General features: G+C 56.7%; 25 protein-coding genes and 1 other RNA gene. 1 reads left to right on the top strand and 25 read right to left on the bottom strand.

The window, feature by feature from the left end; translation table 11 throughout:
- Positions 1–119: 119 nt before the first annotated feature.
- From ACP92_RS11825 to ACP92_RS24575, 20 genes are all read right to left on the bottom strand, one after another.
- Positions 120–299 (bottom strand): hypothetical protein, encoded by a 180-nt coding sequence (locus ACP92_RS11825; protein ID WP_048348557.1) that lies wholly within the window; start codon positions 297–299, stop codon positions 120–122.
- Positions 299–460: a hypothetical protein gene (locus ACP92_RS24595; RefSeq protein WP_156181783.1), complete on the bottom strand. Its 162-nt coding sequence runs from the start codon at positions 458–460 to the stop codon at positions 299–301. The genes ACP92_RS11825 and ACP92_RS24595 overlap by 1 nt, the downstream gene beginning before the upstream one ends.
- A 9-nt stretch (positions 461–469) precedes the next feature.
- Positions 470–757: a hypothetical protein gene (locus tag ACP92_RS11820; RefSeq protein WP_013234349.1), complete on the bottom strand. Its 288-nt coding sequence runs from the start codon at positions 755–757 to the stop codon at positions 470–472.
- Positions 750–1,076, bottom strand: a complete 327-nt coding sequence (locus tag ACP92_RS11815; RefSeq protein ID WP_048348556.1) for a hypothetical protein — start codon at positions 1,074–1,076, stop codon at positions 750–752. The genes ACP92_RS11820 and ACP92_RS11815 overlap by 8 nt, the downstream gene beginning before the upstream one ends.
- Complete coding sequence (locus ACP92_RS11810; RefSeq protein WP_048348555.1) at positions 1,073–1,681, bottom strand: lysozyme; 609 nt, start codon at positions 1,679–1,681, stop codon at positions 1,073–1,075. Before ACP92_RS11810 ends, ACP92_RS11815 begins: the two co-directional genes overlap by 4 nt.
- Positions 1,681–2,454, bottom strand: coding sequence for a hypothetical protein (locus ACP92_RS11805; protein ID WP_048348554.1), 774 nt, complete (start codon positions 2,452–2,454; stop codon positions 1,681–1,683). The genes ACP92_RS11810 and ACP92_RS11805 overlap by 1 nt, the downstream gene beginning before the upstream one ends.
- Positions 2,451–2,903 (bottom strand): hypothetical protein, encoded by a 453-nt coding sequence (locus ACP92_RS11800; protein ID WP_048348553.1) that lies wholly within the window; start codon positions 2,901–2,903, stop codon positions 2,451–2,453. The genes ACP92_RS11805 and ACP92_RS11800 overlap by 4 nt, the downstream gene beginning before the upstream one ends.
- Entirely contained in the window at positions 2,900–3,181 is a 282-nt protein-coding gene (locus ACP92_RS11795) for a hypothetical protein (protein ID WP_156181782.1), read from the bottom strand. The genes ACP92_RS11800 and ACP92_RS11795 overlap by 4 nt, the downstream gene beginning before the upstream one ends.
- An 86-nt stretch (positions 3,182–3,267) precedes the next feature.
- Positions 3,268–3,525: a hypothetical protein gene (locus ACP92_RS24590; RefSeq protein WP_156181781.1), complete on the bottom strand. Its 258-nt coding sequence runs from the start codon at positions 3,523–3,525 to the stop codon at positions 3,268–3,270.
- Positions 3,526–3,540: 15 nt separating this feature from the next.
- A complete protein-coding gene (locus ACP92_RS11790) occupies positions 3,541–3,807 on the bottom strand; it encodes a hypothetical protein (RefSeq protein WP_041310726.1) in 267 nt (88 codons plus the stop codon).
- A 9-nt stretch (positions 3,808–3,816) separates the two neighbouring features.
- Entirely contained in the window at positions 3,817–4,665 is an 849-nt protein-coding gene (locus tag ACP92_RS11785) for a major capsid protein P2 (RefSeq protein ID WP_048348551.1), read from the bottom strand.
- Positions 4,666–4,916: 251 nt separating this feature from the next.
- Positions 4,917–5,051 (bottom strand): hypothetical protein, encoded by a 135-nt coding sequence (locus ACP92_RS25195; protein WP_013234342.1) that lies wholly within the window; start codon positions 5,049–5,051, stop codon positions 4,917–4,919.
- Positions 5,052–5,144: 93 nt separating this feature from the next.
- Entirely contained in the window at positions 5,145–5,858 is a 714-nt protein-coding gene (locus ACP92_RS11780) for a hypothetical protein (protein WP_048348550.1), read from the bottom strand.
- Positions 5,842–6,228 (bottom strand): hypothetical protein, encoded by a 387-nt coding sequence (locus ACP92_RS11775; protein WP_048348549.1) that lies wholly within the window; start codon positions 6,226–6,228, stop codon positions 5,842–5,844. The genes ACP92_RS11780 and ACP92_RS11775 overlap by 17 nt, the downstream gene beginning before the upstream one ends.
- A 7-nt stretch (positions 6,229–6,235) precedes the next feature.
- Positions 6,236–6,556, bottom strand: a complete 321-nt coding sequence (locus ACP92_RS24960; protein WP_208857378.1) for a hypothetical protein — start codon at positions 6,554–6,556, stop codon at positions 6,236–6,238.
- An 86-nt stretch (positions 6,557–6,642) separates the two neighbouring features.
- Entirely contained in the window at positions 6,643–6,984 is a 342-nt protein-coding gene (locus tag ACP92_RS11765) for a hypothetical protein (RefSeq protein WP_240727344.1), read from the bottom strand.
- Positions 6,985–6,986: 2 nt separating this feature from the next.
- Entirely contained in the window at positions 6,987–7,139 is a 153-nt protein-coding gene (locus tag ACP92_RS24580; RefSeq protein ID WP_156181780.1) for a hypothetical protein, read from the bottom strand.
- Positions 7,120–8,898: a replication endonuclease gene (locus ACP92_RS11760; protein ID WP_048348546.1), complete on the bottom strand. Its 1,779-nt coding sequence runs from the start codon at positions 8,896–8,898 to the stop codon at positions 7,120–7,122. The genes ACP92_RS24580 and ACP92_RS11760 overlap by 20 nt, the downstream gene beginning before the upstream one ends.
- Positions 8,898–9,107 (bottom strand): hypothetical protein, encoded by a 210-nt coding sequence (locus tag ACP92_RS11755; RefSeq protein ID WP_048348545.1) that lies wholly within the window; start codon positions 9,105–9,107, stop codon positions 8,898–8,900. The genes ACP92_RS11760 and ACP92_RS11755 overlap by 1 nt, the downstream gene beginning before the upstream one ends.
- Entirely contained in the window at positions 9,104–9,304 is a 201-nt protein-coding gene (locus ACP92_RS24575) for a hypothetical protein (RefSeq protein WP_156181779.1), read from the bottom strand. Before ACP92_RS24575 ends, ACP92_RS11755 begins: the two co-directional genes overlap by 4 nt.
- A gap of 349 nt (positions 9,305–9,653) precedes the next feature.
- On the opposite strand from ACP92_RS24575, the gene ACP92_RS11750 reads away from it, so the two are divergent.
- Positions 9,654–9,965 carry a helix-turn-helix domain-containing protein gene (locus tag ACP92_RS11750; RefSeq protein ID WP_048348544.1) on the top strand — a complete coding sequence of 104 codons (312 nt, stop codon included), beginning with the start codon at positions 9,654–9,656 and terminating at the stop codon, positions 9,963–9,965.
- Between the two features lie 503 nt (positions 9,966–10,468).
- On the opposite strand, the gene ACP92_RS11745 is transcribed toward ACP92_RS11750, so the two are convergent.
- The 5 genes from ACP92_RS11745 to ssrA form a co-directional block, all read right to left on the bottom strand.
- Entirely contained in the window at positions 10,469–10,987 is a 519-nt protein-coding gene (locus ACP92_RS11745; protein WP_013234332.1) for a hypothetical protein, read from the bottom strand.
- On the bottom strand, positions 10,987–12,036 hold the full coding sequence (locus ACP92_RS24570; RefSeq protein ID WP_013234331.1) for a hypothetical protein: 1,050 nt from the start codon (positions 12,034–12,036) through the stop codon (positions 10,987–10,989). Before ACP92_RS24570 ends, ACP92_RS11745 begins: the two co-directional genes overlap by 1 nt.
- Before the next feature lie 67 nt (positions 12,037–12,103).
- Positions 12,104–12,856 carry a rolling circle replication-associated protein gene (locus tag ACP92_RS11740; protein WP_013234330.1) on the bottom strand — a complete coding sequence of 251 codons (753 nt, stop codon included), beginning with the start codon at positions 12,854–12,856 and terminating at the stop codon, positions 12,104–12,106.
- A 79-nt stretch (positions 12,857–12,935) separates the two neighbouring features.
- Positions 12,936–13,538 (bottom strand): hypothetical protein, encoded by a 603-nt coding sequence (locus ACP92_RS24565; protein WP_156181778.1) that lies wholly within the window; start codon positions 13,536–13,538, stop codon positions 12,936–12,938.
- 895 nt (positions 13,539–14,433) lie between these two features.
- Positions 14,434–14,755: a transfer-messenger RNA gene (gene ssrA / locus ACP92_RS24270) on the bottom strand.
- Between the last annotated feature and the right edge of the window lie 106 nt (positions 14,756–14,861).

Here is a 14,861-nt window from a genome sequence, read left to right as displayed (position 1 = left end):
CCTGGCGCCATGGCGAAAAAAAAACCGACCTGGCCAGGTCGGTTTTTTCTTGCCCGCTTACTTCTTCTTGCGCTTGCGGAATTGGCCATTGGCCTTGCGCGGCGGCGTGCGTCGTTTGGTCATTTTTCTCTCCGATAAAGGATCGTGTCGATGCGCTTGTGCGCGGTGTCGGCCGTCTTTTGGGCGCGGTCGGCCTTTTCCCGCAGTGCCTTGATATCGGCACGGATGCCCGCGTACACGCCGGACCCGGTAGCCACTGCGGTCAGCACCTGGCCGAGCAGTTCCGGCGTGAATTCCATCAGGCGGCCTTGCCCTTGTTCTCGGTCAGCACGCCGGCCAGCGCACCGGCAGCAGCGCTGACGCCGTCCAATGCCAGCGCGTACGCCGGGAAAATGCCCTTCAGAACTTGCGCCAGGATGCCCAGGCCTGCCCAGGTGCTTGGCTCTTTTATTCGATCCATGTTTTCCTCTCAGAAGTAGTTGAAGTTGATGCCGCTGCTGTTGTTGCTCACCACGTCGTCTGTGTTTTCCCAAGGCGTCGTGTAGATCCACATGTTGTTGACCGGCTTGCGGATGCCGAAGGCCTCCAGCGGGTTCGTGATCATGTTGCCGAAGTTCGACCCGATGAGTCCCGCCGCCTCCACGCCTTCCTGCACCACGGGCGGAATCATGTTGCCGATCTTCTTCTTTGCGTAGTACGCCACGCCGACCGCGCCGACGAGCAGCGCGCCCGCGACAATCAGGCCGGTTTTATCCATACCACGGGTCTTCCGCCGTTCCGCCGATGGGTCCGTACAAGCCGAAGCTGTTCTTGGTGGTGTCGGTGCCGTTGTAGGTGTCCGGCAGACCGTTGGTGCCTGGGCTGGAGAACCAGTTGCCCAGCGCCCCCACGATGCCGGTTGCCACCTGTGCCACGCCGCTGCCGTTCGATGCCGGCGCGCTGGCCGGCACATAGACGGTACGAGGGGTGTTGCCAGCCACAGCGCCGCGCATGCGCGTGTACATCATGGCACCCACGATCAGCACCGCAACTAACATCAGGTCGTTGCCACCGCCGTTTCCGATTGCCTTGCTCATGCATAAATCCCTTCATTGAAAAGCCGCTTTTCCTCTGCGCGGCGATTGCGGATGCCGTTTTGCAGGTTCGATGCCACCCAGCCAACAGAGGTGTCTGCGATGGCGTTGATGCCGTTTCCGGCGTTGACCTGATCGGCGAATTTCTTGAACGACTGCGGCGACATGTTGTAGGCGATGGAAACCAGGGCGTCGAACTGGTTTTGCGACACTGGCACGCTCACGTAGAGCTTTACCCACTTTTCCCCGCGATTTACCAGATCGTCGGCGAAGATCGCCTCTGCCTGATCCGCGGTGATGTTCACCGGCAGCGCGTTCGGATTCTTGTCAAAGTGTCCGTAACCCCATGTGTACCCGCCGTCGCCAAGCGTGTAGCGCGTGAGGCGCAGGCTTTCGCGCCGCTTCAGCATGTCGATACCGTTTTGAGATGTTTTCATATCTTCCAATGGCTGATTAGAGAAAGAGCCCACCACCTCATCAAAGGTAGTTAGCACCGACTCGGAAATTCCGTCCCAATTTGATGAGCCGCCGCCCTGCCCGCCGTTGTCGTCGGTCAGAATCCAGTAGGCCGCCAGTAGCAGCGCCACAACGATGACCTCATCGCGCATCACACAGCCTCTTCGTAATATTCGAAGATCGTCACCATGTTGCCGTTTGCATTCTGTCCTTGGACACTCAGGCCATTCCCCGGCGTCAGCACGAAAGGCTCTTTCGGCGCCAACACCTGTGCAGCCGTCGAGACATAGGCAACATAGATCGGGTTCGTGAGGAATGTTGGGTTGATCACCTGTCGCACTTCGGCAATCGATCCCGCGACACCGTTCTTCTTGCTCAATGCCGGTTGCGCTGCCATGTTCGCTGCCGCAGCGCTTGCAAAGGCAATTCGCACCGTGTTGACGCTGCCCGAGCTGACCGTTACCGACTCGATCACAACATTTTTCCCGCTGCCTGCCGGATTCCACAACTGATGCACCGGCTTGTCGGCAGCGCCCATGTCTGCATAGGCCATGAATGCCTTGTTTGCCAGCACCCGTGCGCGGCCACCGTCCACGACTTCGACCACGCCATTTACGCCCACGGTGCCGGCGATGCTCACCGTCCCGACAACCCGGTTGTCGAAGAAGTTTTGGTCGGCCACCACTACCACACCGGTAATGGTCCCCTCACCTTTGTTGTTGCTGATGATCAGTTGCGAGAACGCCTCATCGGTACGGAAGCCCTGGCCCACCTTGAGTATGTAGTCCACCCCCGAGCCGCCTTGTGCCTTCACGACGATGCTGGTATCACCTGGCCCTGTCGCGGATTCGAAATACACGAACTGCCCATAGGCGGCCACTGGGACGACCGCGCCCGGATCGATCTTGATTGGCAGTAGGATCATTTGAAAATTCCTTGTTGCATGGCGATCATGCCAACCGCCACCATTCCGACGATGACGAGGGTTCGATTGCCGTTCACTTCTTCATTGGCCTTTGCAAAGGCAGCGTTGGTTTTCTCGGTGTTGTCTCCGACGAGTGCCAGCGTCTTTTCGAAACTGGCCTGGTTCGCCGTGGCCATGGCCTTGAGCGCGTCCACAATGTGCACGCTACTGGTGCCGGCCAGTTCGATCGCCTGTTTGACCGCGCCGTTATCGGTCATCACCACAGTGTTTCCGTTGCCGGACACGCCTAGCGAGTTGTCTCCGCCAACCACGCGGCGGTCTTCCGTGGTGGTGTTGTTGGTGGTCGTGGTCTCGGTGCGCGTGGACGAGTCACTACTCGAATCACCGCCGAAATAGATCGGCATCCATGCCGCACAGAACCACCGCACCCAAATTTTCAAAATGCTCATGGCCGGATTCGTTTTCTAAAAATGTTGCCTTCCCGCTTGTAGCCAAGTGCCGCAGTCTTTCTCATCAGGCCTGGCCGAACCGTCCGGAATGCGACCGTCTCGAAGTTCTGCGCCTGCTGGCACACGGCCTTGTCAATGGCCGCCGTCATATCGATGTCGGCGCGCCCCGCTGCGGCCAGGATGAAAACCTCGTCATCCATGGCTTGCAGCAGGTAGGCCCCCACCGTCTGGCCGGCGATCATCAGCCGGAAGCACTGCCCCCGGCTGGCCAGGCTCACTACCCCTTCCGCCCCCTCTGCCCGCCCTCGCTTTTCAGCCAGAGCCAGCCAGTCAGCCACTTCTGCTGCTTGGCATGGCTCGAAGGTCAGGAATTGCGCGCAATCAGCCATACCACCAGCGCCCCAGCCGCGAGCATCATCCAGTTTGTGTTCGTGAGCGCACTTGATGCGCCCGCGCCATCGTTCGCCCCCGACGATCCGCGCGCGGACTGGTCCCCACTGCCGTGGATGCTCACATTCCAGCCGCTGTTATCGAAGACAAACGGTGTCGATACCGGATTGCTTACCCCTGCGTTGGAACTCGACCCGGAAGACGCTTGGCCGCCCGAGCCTGAAATGCTCATGGGCATCGTCACGGCTTACCCCTTTTTCGAGAACAGCACCCAGGCCAGGCCGCCCAGGATCAGCAGCGGCATGAAGTTGCCGTGGGTGCCGACCGAGATACCGATGGTCTGCGGCGGATTTCCGACCGTGTTGGACAGGTTGTAAGCGGCATTCACCGCCGCCCCCGCCAGCCCCAGGGACAGCACGTCTGTCCAGTCTCCCGCCTGCGCGTTGAACTGCGCCGGCGACATCTGGTAGGACGTGCCATCCGGCCAGACCGCCGCGTTAATCACGTCAGTCATGGCCAGGCCTTACAGGTTGTTGATGACGTCGATTGCCTCGACCACGGTCTGAATCGAGTCCGAGGCGGTCAGGTAGGCATTGACTTCGAAGGTATCGAAGACCTGCGCGCCGCCCGCGCTCTTGCTGATGGTGGTCATCTGCGCATCGTGGTTGTTGTCGATGATGTAGTCGACCACGAAGGTTTGCGCCTGCGGGGTCTTCTTCTGCTGCACCTGATCGAAGCGCGCATCGCGGCAGGTCTGATCGAACACGACCGCACCGTTCTTCTTGACCTCGATACGGTTGATGTTGCCGTCGGTGGTGGCGCTGAAGTTCGTGCCGGTGTAGAAGTGCAGCGTACGCTTCAGCAGCGCGCCACGGAACGACAGCGGCAGGGTAAACTTGCCGGCCACCGCAGTCGATGCCGGATAGTTCAGATACTTGAGCACGAACGGATTGCCCTGGCTTGGCTCGAAGTAGCCCACCGCATCAATCTTGGGTGCCACGGCGGCCGCGTTGATGGTCACTTCCACGATGACATTGCCGATGGCCATGGCGGCCAGCAGGTCGATGCCGCCGATTTCCTTGACCGGGAAAATCGCCTGGTCACGTTCGGTGAAGTCCAGGTAGATGTACGCGGCGTTGTCGGCGTTGCCCTTGTAGTTGTTGATCTTGTTGAGCTGGTCCATGGTCAAGTCCCAGATCAGGCGCGGGCCGATCTTGACTTTGACCTTGTCCACCTTGGTCTTGTCGAAGGTGGTGCCGGACAGGCGCAGCTTGATGCCCACCAGAGTCTGGGAGCCACCCGTCGGGATGGTCAGCGTCGAGATTGCGCCGGGCGCGACGTTGACGGGCTGTTGCAGAGGGTAGTTGATCATTTTCTTTCGGTTCCCTTGTTATGCCAGTGCTTCCTGCACCAGCGGGCGCGTGACGCTCACGCGATTGAGCACGTAGATAACCGCCAGCGTCACCAGGGCGGTCTTGATGGCGTCTTGCATGGCGCGATCAGGGCAGCAGGTCAGCGATGCCGGCAGGCAGAGTGACGGACTTTTTCGCCAGCTTGGCGACAGCGATCACTGCCAGGATGAAAGCGGCTTCTTTGATGTAGGTCTTCATGGTTTCCCCAGGATTAAGAGTCGTAGGACTTGACCAAGGCCTTGAGCGCCGGCACTCGCGAAACCAGCCACGCCACGCCTACAACAGCGATGGCGGTAGCGATGACCTCTTGCGAGATTTTTTCCAGCGATGGAAGGTACTTACTCATGCCCGTTTCAAATTCATTGAATGAGCCCCCATGACACCAGTTTTCCGGTGCCGTAAACAGCCCCCTCCCCTGCACCTACGGATACCCCTACGCCTAGGCGCGTTTCCTTCCTGTAGCACTGCGTACCTGGCTGGTCTTTTCGTCGCCTGCCTGCAACGGTTTTTCGTTGATCCGGCCCGATGCCGGGTGAATCGTGCCGCGCACGATGTTGCGGCCCTCCCGGTGCCATTCCAGATAGTGCAGGTCGGGCAAATCGCGGATCAGGTCCGGATTGATGTCCATGCGCTGGGCGACCGCCGTCCGGTGCGGCTTTTCGCCCAGGAATCCGACGTGGATCAGGGTTGCGTTTGACAGGAAGGATTTATCGATCTGCGCCGGGAACTGGCTGCAGCCGATGACATGGACGCCCTCATGCCGCCCCGAATTGCACATGCGCCGCCACAATGGCGGGGCATGCTGCGCCGTGGTGAAGTTCGACAGTTCCTCAACGAGGAAACAGCAGTTGCGAGCGCCATAGGTCAGCTGGCAGGCCAGGTCGAATATCTGCGCGAAGTGGTCGGCGCTGCACATCTTGGGAAAGACGTAGCGCACCGCGAACGCGCCGCGCTCGCCTGCCGCCGCCACGATGCGCGCCATGTCGCCGGCCTTCGATACTGGTTGAGCGAACGCGCCATATTCGTCCTGGGGGTCCAGAATCAAAATCCTGCGCATTTTGCGGCGTTTTAGCTCTGCCTTGACCCATGCCCCCTTGCCGGTCCCCGATTGCCCCATCACGGCCCAGATTTGGGCCTTATTCTGTACGCTCATCGGTCTTGCCTTCTTCCGGTTTCTTGTCGGCTAAGGCCTTGCGCGCTCGATAGGCCATGATCGCCGGCATAGAGAACCCGAAAGCACCAACGGCCAGCATGAGTTCCGGCGAGTCGCCCGGCCCGTTCCACCCGTGTTTTTCTGCCACGGGCGCAATCTTGCGCGCCAGGTTGAGCTTTGCCTCATCCGTATAGGCCGGAGCCACCTCGGGAAACATGCCGCAGATGACGAAGGCCAGGGCTTCAGGGATCATCATCCACTCAAGCGCGGCGGCGTCGGGGTTGATGGGCGCGGGTCCGGCGATGGCGGCTTGCGCCTGCTGCGCTGTGCCTGCGTCGATGTTGTCGCCCTGCGCGATCAGGGCTTGCATATCTTGCTCAGTCACGGAAGAGCCCTCCGAACATTTGGCGGCCAGGCTTCGGCGGGACAGGTGCGGGGTGCAGGTCGGCGGGCGCAGGTGCCGGGGCCGGGGCCGGTTCTGGCGCTGGTGCCGGCTGGTCCAGCTTTTCAGCGCGGGTGCGCTTCAGGAGGTGTTCCGCCTGGTGCTGGGTGCGGGTGTGCATCTGGATTCCGCAGTCGCGGCAATGCACGTAGGGATAAGCCGTCTGGCCTTCGGCCTTGTCGGTCTTGAGTTTGACGTGGGCGGCGTCATGATCGCAGCACGGGCATGCCGTGCGGCCCAGGATTTTTGATGCCATGTGGTCCCCTTTTGCCGCGCCCGGTAAGGCGCGGCCAGTTGGCGGCGACGGCGGACCTCGTGAGCCCGCCGCCCCTTGGAAAAAACTTACGCCGCTTGCGCAGCTTGTTGCGTCTCGCCGTGGGCATTGGCCAGGGCGATGAGGGAATCAATCTTCTCGCCCAGGTCATGCACTGCCGCGTTGGTCGAGTTGTCGATTTCCGATTGCAGGCCGCTGATTCCGGCCATCACGCCGGCCACCACGGAATCAACCGTGACGGGTTGAGGCGGCGGCATGTCGGCCATGTTGGCGATGATGTCTTCCAGCTCGTCCTTGGCGCTGGCGAAGTTGGTTGATTGCGCGCTGGTGATACCGTAGTTGTCGCGGATGGTCAGCAGGGCGGCCAGGAGCTGGCGCAAGCGGCCTTTCGATTCTTGGATGGTGTTCATTGTCATTTCCCGTCGTTGAAGTTCGACCGCTTCATTTCCTCGATTTCGGCGCGCAGGCGGTCGATTTCCGCGCCCAGGTCTGTCAACACTTCCCGAACCGCGCCCGGCAATGCAAAGCCGAACAGGCCCAGGGCCTTACTGATTTTTTCGCGCATGGTTTCCCCCATATTTGCGATGTTCACGGGCCTGCTGCTGGGCGTGGTCCATCAAATCCAGCATCCGACCCTCACTGATGGCGATGTCTCGGTATTCGTCGCTGGCGAACCAGCCCGAGTCATCGAATTTGGCTATCGGATTCGTGCCTTTCACTTCCGCCGCCCAGGCTGGCGGCGTACAGTTATTGACACGAGTCCAAGGAACGTCAACGGCGCGCATTTTTCCGACCACGCGCCACTCATACCGAGTCGAGGCATAGATACCGGCTTCCGGCCTCGCCCTATCGAAAATCCCCGCGGGCTTCTCGCCCTCATACACGCCGTATTTCCCTTGCACCGTGCGCAGTTCCTTCGCCACGGCAATCAGGTAATTCCGGCCTATGCCGATGCCGCCTTGCGCCCGGATGTAGGCGGCGAAGTCGGCCGGCTTCTCTTCTGTCTTCTGCACGGCGGCATGCGCCTGGCGCACGTGCTCGCTCGCGCCTTCCACCTTGTCTGCGGCCACGCGGCGCAGCTCGCGCCAGACCGTGACAGGCGGTTGCCCAATGGCTTGAAACTGGCGAATGCCCCAGCAGGCCGCCCAGGCTTCCACGCGCTGGCATGGCCGGATCACCTCATCACCGATCAGGTCTTTCTCAATCACAGCGCCGTCGCGGGCCTTGTGTTCAGGCACGTGCTCATCGTCAATGTTCTTGCCCACGTACTTTGCGATGTAGCCTGCCGCAGTCCCCTTCCCTGCCTCGATTCGGACGATCTTGACCCGGTTGCGCTTGGCTCCCGGTTCGTCGCCGTCTTCTTCCAGGGCATATTCCTTCATGGTGTCGATGAACACCTGTGCGTCATCCTTCGCGATGAAAAGCAGCATGTGCCAGTGCGGGCAACCATCGTGGTGCGGTTCAGCGATGCGAAAGCCGTAGGGCTGCACATCCTGGCGGGCGTAGGCGGCGCGGATGCGCTGCCAGATGGTTTGCAGGTATGCATGCGCCTCGCGGGCGGTGGCATCGTTGTAATTCGGATTGGCCGTGCCGGACTGCGCCAGCACGGCATGAAATTTTGACGGGCATGTCAGCGTGACAAAAACCCCTACGTGGCCGAGTTCGTTGGCAATCTCCTCGCATCCACGCATGCGGAGCATCAGCTCCCCGCGCCGCACCTTTCGGTTTGCAACGCTTTTTGCCACAAGATCAGCCAACGCATATTCTTGTCCCTGATCGTTCGCCATCTGGACCGAATCCAGTATCTTGGCGTTACGGCGGTTCTGGTCCAGGCGGCGCAGCACGGTTTCATCGCTGGCATAAGCACCAGCCCGCACAGAAACCAGCCCCAGGCGGACGGCGGCATGCTCGAAAGTCCGGCCAAACACCTTGCGAAACTGTCGCCGCCACCAGGCGGGATCGCAGCAGCGCGCAATAAATTGAACGTCATCGTCTACCCCTGGCGCTGGTACGCCCTGTTGGTCACACATGACCTGCATGCGCTGGCGCAGCGCGGCCTTGTCATGAATCCGTCCCGACATGGACATGCACTCTTGCGAGCGATGCAGCGCGGCCACGCACAACTGCGAATCCGTCGCATCCAACGGGATCGGCGCTGCGGTGATTTCATCCAGCAGCGCCGACAGCTTCAGATACCGCGCCGGCAATTGACCGACCACGACGCCGCCGCGAGCCTGATGCAACTCGCGGTACGCCTTCCGGCCCCAGCGCGGGGGCAAGCCCGCGATTGTCCGGATGCCGTTCTCTTGCCGGATGGTTGGCATCAGTGCGCCTCAATGCCCGAGAGAATGACGCGATGCAGGCCGTCATTGAGTTCCTCAAGGGCGCGCTGTGCCTGTTCGAACAGCGCCACCGGCACCTGTACGCGGGCTTCCTTCAGCGCCGCCACCTCAAGTTCCAGGCGGCGGCGCACAGCGGCATGCAGTTCCAGGCCCGCGCCTATCACTGCGATTTGTCCCTCATGCAGGCTCATGCGGTCACCGGCTGGCTCAGAAAATCAGCAATCGCCAAACAGTCTTTTTCGATGTCTGACCAGCGGCGCGCAGTGTCATGTAGACCAGCAGCGCGGCAATCCTCTGCCTGGAAGTGGCACCAGCCGGCCTTATCCTTCAGGGCCGCTATGCACTGTGCATGTTGTTGTCCCGACAGGGTGAAAGTGAGTGCCACCATGGCTTACCCCTTGGTCACGTCCAGGGCGGCCAGGATGGTTGCTGAGCACAGCAGGCCGAAGCCTACCGCACACATGAAAGCGTCCTTGATTTTGTTGCTTTTCGACATGAGACCCCCTAGGTCTTGGCCCTCCCCCGGCGAAACTCGACCGGGGGCGGCTGGGCCGCTATGCCTAGGGGAGCGATGAGATTCCCCGGTCGATAGGGACGGAGAATACATAGAGCTCTCTATGCATGTCAAGCTCTATGCATTGAACTCGCTATGCTTGTAGGTGTCGATGCTTTGACCTATTCTATGCACCGTACCTGTCCGCCTACGCCTAGGCGGGCCTAGCCCTAGGAGAGCAACCGTGAATACCCTGGAATATTTGGACGAAGCGAAGAACAGGCTTGGCCTGCCTTCCGACTATGCATTGGCGAAGGCTTTGAAGGTGAGCCAACCGACGATCAGCGGATACCGTGCTGGCCGCAGCCGCATTGATGATGATGTTGCCCTGAAGCTGGCAAACCTGATCGGGCGCGACCCGCTTGAGGTGATCGCTACCGCGAATATCGAGCGAGCCAAGACGCCCGAAATGAAGGCTCTTTGGATGGGCCTTCTGGAAAAAATTTCCAAGTCTTTTGATGCCCTCATGCCACGCCGCAGCCCGCGCCTAGCCTGACTTTCGGCGCGGTGGCATGAGGTAAGTGCTGCCGATGAACCTGCTACAAATTATGCGAATTCAATGAGCAAAGAAAAAGCGAGTGCTGGAGGCTGAAGCGAACTGAAATTAGCTTCCAACCACTCATCTTTCCAGCGGACAACAATGAGAAATGATGCCATGAGATATCCCAATACCCGTTATGGCCACCACGGCGAATTAGAATTCTGATGCAAGGCCGTTCCGTCAAAGTCATCGCCAAACGGCAACCGGAATTCCCACAGAACAAGCCGAAGCTCACGCAACCGCCCTAGCCGAAGCCATGAACAACGAATTGGTCAACAAATCTGATCTGAACGAATTCCGTGCCGAAGGCGCTACTAGCTTCGCCGAGGTGGTCAGTTTGAACTACTGAAGTGGATGCGGGGATTTATGTTGGCTGGCACTGTAGGAATATTGTTCAAGATTTTCCATTGACAAGCGCCCTGCTTTCCAAATGAAAAGCCCCGGTTTTCCGGGGCTTTTCATTTATCGTAAAGTTTGGAATAATGGCTCTTAACATCCTTAACTATCTGCTCATCATCAGCAAGCCTTTTAACTAAATCTGCGGGAATGACAGTCATCAAAACGATCAAAATTTGCCATAGCGTCAGAATGGTTAAGGACAAAAACGATAATCCCCTGAACAAGCTCAGATACTGTTGAAGTTGAGAAATTTGCTTAAGGATTGGTGCAGCAATTCCGATCAATAGAAGAAAAACTAAAATAACGGTAGAGTGAACAGCAGGCGTTAATAATAGGCCCATATTCCCGTTAGAAGAGTCTGGACTTGCCTTTTTCCCGAAAGAAATTTTGAGCCGTTCTGGATAGATAATTGCTAACCATGCACCGACCACAGCGAAAATAATCGCGGCTGTATTTCTTAAAGCCTCGAAAAGAGGCCACTGCTGTGCGAATGGGATTTGTCGCCCATAGTAAAACCCTGCGCAGCAGAAACATGCACAGAGAATGACCACGAGCGAGATAGAAAGTGTCCTAAGCATTATTTGAGCACTTGCAGTATCGCCTTTCGATGTGACTCTAGCGATAAAAGTAAAAATGCTAAATCAACTTGCTCATCATTTACACGCTTTATAGGCAAACTAAATTCTCCACTAGCAGCCTCTCGTCCGAGCCAATGCGTTTTGGGATCTCCATCCAGAATAAATCCCATATCATCCCAACCCGAGACATCAGGGTCGTTTTCCTCAGCCACAATCATGTCCGTAACTTCTTTCAACGAAGGCCTAAATTCCAGCTCAACATATGCTTTTTGGGACACTTGCATTGCGGGCAGAGTTTTTGCATCTAAGTAGAAGAAGCCAAGAGCACTTTGCCACAAAGCCTTGTCGCGCGTTTTCAATGAAGTTATTTGCCCTCGCCTAACTACTTTCCTGATTTTCTGGAAATTCTTTAGGATAAAACGCTTCTCTCCGGGCTTCGAAAATGCGCTCGTTTTAAACACAGGTCGAAGTCCAGCCTTCGGTTTCCGGTCAGGCAAATTTGTATAGCCAACTACTATCGGAGAGCCATCCGGAGCTTTTGCCGGCGAAACAACCGTATAGCTCGTAAAGGAGGACATGAACCGACCGATATAGTCACGCATCGCAGTCTGACCAGTGAGTCGCCTATTAAATTGGATACTAGCAACGACATTCGCGCTTGGCACAAACCAAAAATATGTCGCATAGCCAGGAATATCGTTTGCTCCTACGGCACTGAACTGAACTTGGGGCGCGCCGACCTTCGAGTCGCGCCTTATCGATGGAACTCCAGACTCAGTAGCAGGAACTTCATTCCATGTAGCCATGACCCAAGAGTCCGTTGTATTGTGAAGGCCGAACAAATAGACCGGCAATTGATCTGCCGAAGCTGATGGATCACTTATCTTGGTAAGCGACAAGTCGATGCCTTTACTCCATTTTTGGAGCTGAGACAACACATCATCTATGCCACCAAAATCTGGATTATCATTGCCCCGAAAATAGAACCCGCATTTGTTAATCGAATAGAAGTTGATTTTTACTTCTTCAACGCTAGTGCTTGCCGCCATAGTAAGTAATCTTTCTTTTTATTAATAATCCCCGCCTTAATTTTAACCTATTTGAACTTTTTTGCCGCTAGAACGGAGCGGGTGATGCCTGCTCAAGGCACGGTGGCGTTGCGATCCACATCACGCTCAATCGCTTTTTGTACCAATACTGCACGCCTTCCATGCATCCACCTTCCGCGATCAGAAATGCCGTGCGAACCGCATCGACGGCTTGCGTGCAAGCCAGCGGCCATGCGGTGACTTCAGGTTTCGGAATGCCACGAAAGCAGAAATAGCGTTTCTGATTGAGCGTCCGACACGGCATATCCTTGGTGCAGTATTTGGCGATGTATGCGGCCAGCTTGTGAACACCATCCTTGCCGAAACCGAACTTGGGCGGGTTGCGTACGTCGATATTGGACATGGACCGGCCGGCCCCATCCTTTCCAACGACCTGCGCCCAAATACCTCGCAAGAGGTGATAGCGCTGACGACCATGCACCGTGACGTGAAAGTGAATTGCGCCGCGCTCTTGCTCTTCGATCACGGCGACATAGAGAAATTGACGATGCTTGCCCATGCGGCGGCGGAACCGGCCCCAATGTTTCAAGGCCGTATCCCGGTCGATCATGTTCTGCCGATATGTCAGGGTGATCATCCGATCCGCGCCGATGGTCTTGCAGGCTTGACGCACCCGTTTCTTGGCGGCGCGACCGGCGGTTTCGTCATTGCGTTCTCGGTTCTCTGATTCGCCCCTTGGCTTGCGCTGCTTGGGGGTAATGGCCGGGCCTAGGAAGCAAAGCGTCGGACGGTAATTCAGGCAGAGGAAGCAGCTGCGCAAAAAAGCAGCACAACTCGCCTAGGAATTGAGGCCATTCCACAAGCCGCCTGTTACATAAATCAAGAACCGAAACCGTGGCTTACTCGCTGAATTCGCTTTTCAGCACATCTAGAGTGCAGGCTAAGGAGTGGTTAACAGCGGATAGCGAATAATTCTCATCAGCCTCGGGATAAACAGTGGCAAATAACGCCATGGTAAACATACCTACTTCTAAAGCAAACTTTGCTGAATTTGCGGAGCTTAGACCCCACTCATGCAGAATTATTTTTTCGAGTTGAATACTTCCGTCGGCTAATTCTTTCTGGGACATATTTGAATAAAGAGCCTGAGTATTCGGATGTGCCCCATAGTCAATTGCGGTCTGATGGAGGTACTTTGCCCACTTTGCTTGCCCAGCGTTCAGATGAGCCGAAATACTAGAGACGCTAAATTCCCTAGACCATTCTCTGAGTGCCGCACGCTCAGTGGGCTTGCAATGCCATCTAGCAGTTGCCTCTGGAACCTTTGCTAGATAATAGCCGTAGAGGGCAGATTCCATACATGCTCTGCCTACCGGATAAGTAGGCAAGGCCTGTCCTGATAGTGTCAAGCGCACAGCACCTAAAAAATGATTGTGCGCAGCAATAAATAGTAGATGAGAAGTTCCATCGGCGGAATACGCCAGGGACATTGAATAGTCCATGATCATCCTAAGAGCAGTGGTGCACCTAGTGAACGCTTCTTGCCATCCTCTAAGATGAACGTAACTTGCATATTCGTTCTGAATAGCGCTAGCTTGAAATTCTGAAAGAATATCTTCACCCCATCCAGGTGGCGGAGGAATTGGTGTCACAATATCTTCCTTTGAAAAATAACTTAATATGGCGCATGAATCCGCTCTGATGCATTAGGTCTGCATGTGGCTATCACATGGCCCCTAAGCCTTTTTTATACCAGAATTGAACAGTATCTAACTGCTCGGACTCAGCAATATAAAAGGCCGTGCGAACGGCATCAATAGTTCGCGGCCATAACAGCGGCCACACGGTGACTTCAGGCTTAGGAATGCCGCGAGAGCAAAAATGGTGTTTCTGATCAAGCGTTCAGCACGACATGTTCTTGGCACAATATCTTGCAATGTAGGCCGCTAGCTTACGCCCTCCTTCTTCGCCGAACCCGACTTAGCATGATTCCCGACATCCATATTCATAGAGCGACCGCTATCATCGCGACCAACAACATCGGCCCAGATTGAGCGCAAGAAATGATAGCTTTGGCGGCCACATCGCTTTCGCCGTTGCGCTGATGTACGGCGCTGCTTTCCCGCGGTCAGCAAGAGGTGGGACTTAGGAATTGGCGCTACTAAAGCCGATGGAATTTCGAGGTTAACTGCGTTGTTAATCGAATTTGAAATTCCCGAAAACATAATTCCCTCACGGAAACCATGCTGGGCTGCGTTTGGAAGAATAGGAAGGGATTAGCGCCGCAATTCAAATTTCTAAATGTCCCCAATCTACAGGTTGCACCCTCTACGGCCGTCGACTACAAGCCCTCCCGAAGGACTCACTTCACGCTCGACGTTTGCTCTCGCAGCAATCGGAAATCGGGCCGGCCTTTCTGTTCCCAAGCCTTCGCGAGAAGGGGCCGGCAACTCGGCTAGCGGTAATCAGGTACCGTAAGCAATAAATTGCGATTCATTTGCAATCAGGATTTCGCGCTGTTTACGTCGGTCGCCTGACGTGGTGTGTCTCCGGGTACTGGCCGCTTTGTCGAAACCAGGTCACCCCCTTCAGATGCCGGATGGCAAGCGCCCTTCCATTGCGGCATTTGGTGGAGGTGGGGGGAATCGAACCCCCGTCCAAAACGCTGTTTGCCTTCAAGTTGCGCGGATGCCCGCATACACCATTGCGATATAGGTGTTGAGGCGCGGATCGCGGTTCCAGTTATTCTCTAATTGTTTTTTTGGAACCGCAGTGTATTGCAATTCAAAACTCGCTTCGGTCTGCAAAAAAATAGCAATGACTGA

Origin of the sequence: Herbaspirillum seropedicae, assembly GCF_001040945.1 — a bacterium.
Lineage (GTDB): Bacteria > Pseudomonadota > Gammaproteobacteria > Burkholderiales > Burkholderiaceae_D > Herbaspirillum > Herbaspirillum seropedicae.
The sequence above is the reverse complement of the archived record's forward strand: the minus strand, read 5'-3'. Positions and strand labels throughout refer to the sequence as shown.

Excerpts from the sequence above, each read along its gene's own strand:
- ACP92_RS11825 (WP_048348557.1), bottom strand. The coding sequence starts at position 299 with ATGGAATTCACGCCGGAACTGCTCGGCCAGGTGCTGACCGCAGTGGCT.
- ACP92_RS24595 (WP_156181783.1), bottom strand. The coding sequence starts at position 460 with ATGGATCGAATAAAAGAGCCAAGCACCTGGGCAGGCCTGGGCATCCTG.
- ACP92_RS11820 (WP_013234349.1), bottom strand. The coding sequence starts at position 757 with ATGGATAAAACCGGCCTGATTGTCGCGGGCGCGCTGCTCGTCGGCGCG.
- ACP92_RS11815 (WP_048348556.1), bottom strand. The coding sequence starts at position 1,076 with ATGAGCAAGGCAATCGGAAACGGCGGTGGCAACGACCTGATGTTAGTT.
- ACP92_RS11810 (WP_048348555.1), bottom strand. The coding sequence starts at position 1,681 with ATGCGCGATGAGGTCATCGTTGTGGCGCTGCTACTGGCGGCCTACTGG.
- ACP92_RS11805 (WP_048348554.1), bottom strand. The coding sequence starts at position 2,454 with ATGATCCTACTGCCAATCAAGATCGATCCGGGCGCGGTCGTCCCAGTG.
- ACP92_RS11800 (WP_048348553.1), bottom strand. The coding sequence starts at position 2,903 with ATGAGCATTTTGAAAATTTGGGTGCGGTGGTTCTGTGCGGCATGGATG.
- ACP92_RS24590 (WP_156181781.1), bottom strand. The coding sequence starts at position 3,525 with ATGAGCATTTCAGGCTCGGGCGGCCAAGCGTCTTCCGGGTCGAGTTCC.
- ACP92_RS11790 (WP_041310726.1), bottom strand. The coding sequence starts at position 3,807 with ATGACTGACGTGATTAACGCGGCGGTCTGGCCGGATGGCACGTCCTAC.
- ACP92_RS11785 (WP_048348551.1), bottom strand. The coding sequence starts at position 4,665 with ATGATCAACTACCCTCTGCAACAGCCCGTCAACGTCGCGCCCGGCGCA.
- ACP92_RS25195 (WP_013234342.1), bottom strand. The coding sequence starts at position 5,051 with ATGAGTAAGTACCTTCCATCGCTGGAAAAAATCTCGCAAGAGGTCATC.
- ACP92_RS11780 (WP_048348550.1), bottom strand. The coding sequence starts at position 5,858 with ATGAGCGTACAGAATAAGGCCCAAATCTGGGCCGTGATGGGGCAATCG.
- ACP92_RS11775 (WP_048348549.1), bottom strand. The coding sequence starts at position 6,228 with ATGCAAGCCCTGATCGCGCAGGGCGACAACATCGACGCAGGCACAGCG.
- ACP92_RS24960 (WP_208857378.1), bottom strand. The coding sequence starts at position 6,556 with ATGGCATCAAAAATCCTGGGCCGCACGGCATGCCCGTGCTGCGATCAT.
- ACP92_RS11765 (WP_240727344.1), bottom strand. The coding sequence starts at position 6,984 with ATGAACACCATCCAAGAATCGAAAGGCCGCTTGCGCCAGCTCCTGGCC.
- ACP92_RS24580 (WP_156181780.1), bottom strand. The coding sequence starts at position 7,139 with ATGCGCGAAAAAATCAGTAAGGCCCTGGGCCTGTTCGGCTTTGCATTG.
- ACP92_RS11760 (WP_048348546.1), bottom strand. The coding sequence starts at position 8,898 with ATGCCAACCATCCGGCAAGAGAACGGCATCCGGACAATCGCGGGCTTG.
- ACP92_RS11755 (WP_048348545.1), bottom strand. The coding sequence starts at position 9,107 with ATGAGCCTGCATGAGGGACAAATCGCAGTGATAGGCGCGGGCCTGGAA.
- ACP92_RS24575 (WP_156181779.1), bottom strand. The coding sequence starts at position 9,304 with ATGGTGGCACTCACTTTCACCCTGTCGGGACAACAACATGCACAGTGC.
- ACP92_RS11745 (WP_013234332.1), bottom strand. The coding sequence starts at position 10,987 with ATGCTTAGGACACTTTCTATCTCGCTCGTGGTCATTCTCTGTGCATGT.
- ACP92_RS24570 (WP_013234331.1), bottom strand. The coding sequence starts at position 12,036 with ATGGCGGCAAGCACTAGCGTTGAAGAAGTAAAAATCAACTTCTATTCG.
- ACP92_RS24565 (WP_156181778.1), bottom strand. The coding sequence starts at position 13,538 with ATGGACTATTCAATGTCCCTGGCGTATTCCGCCGATGGAACTTCTCAT.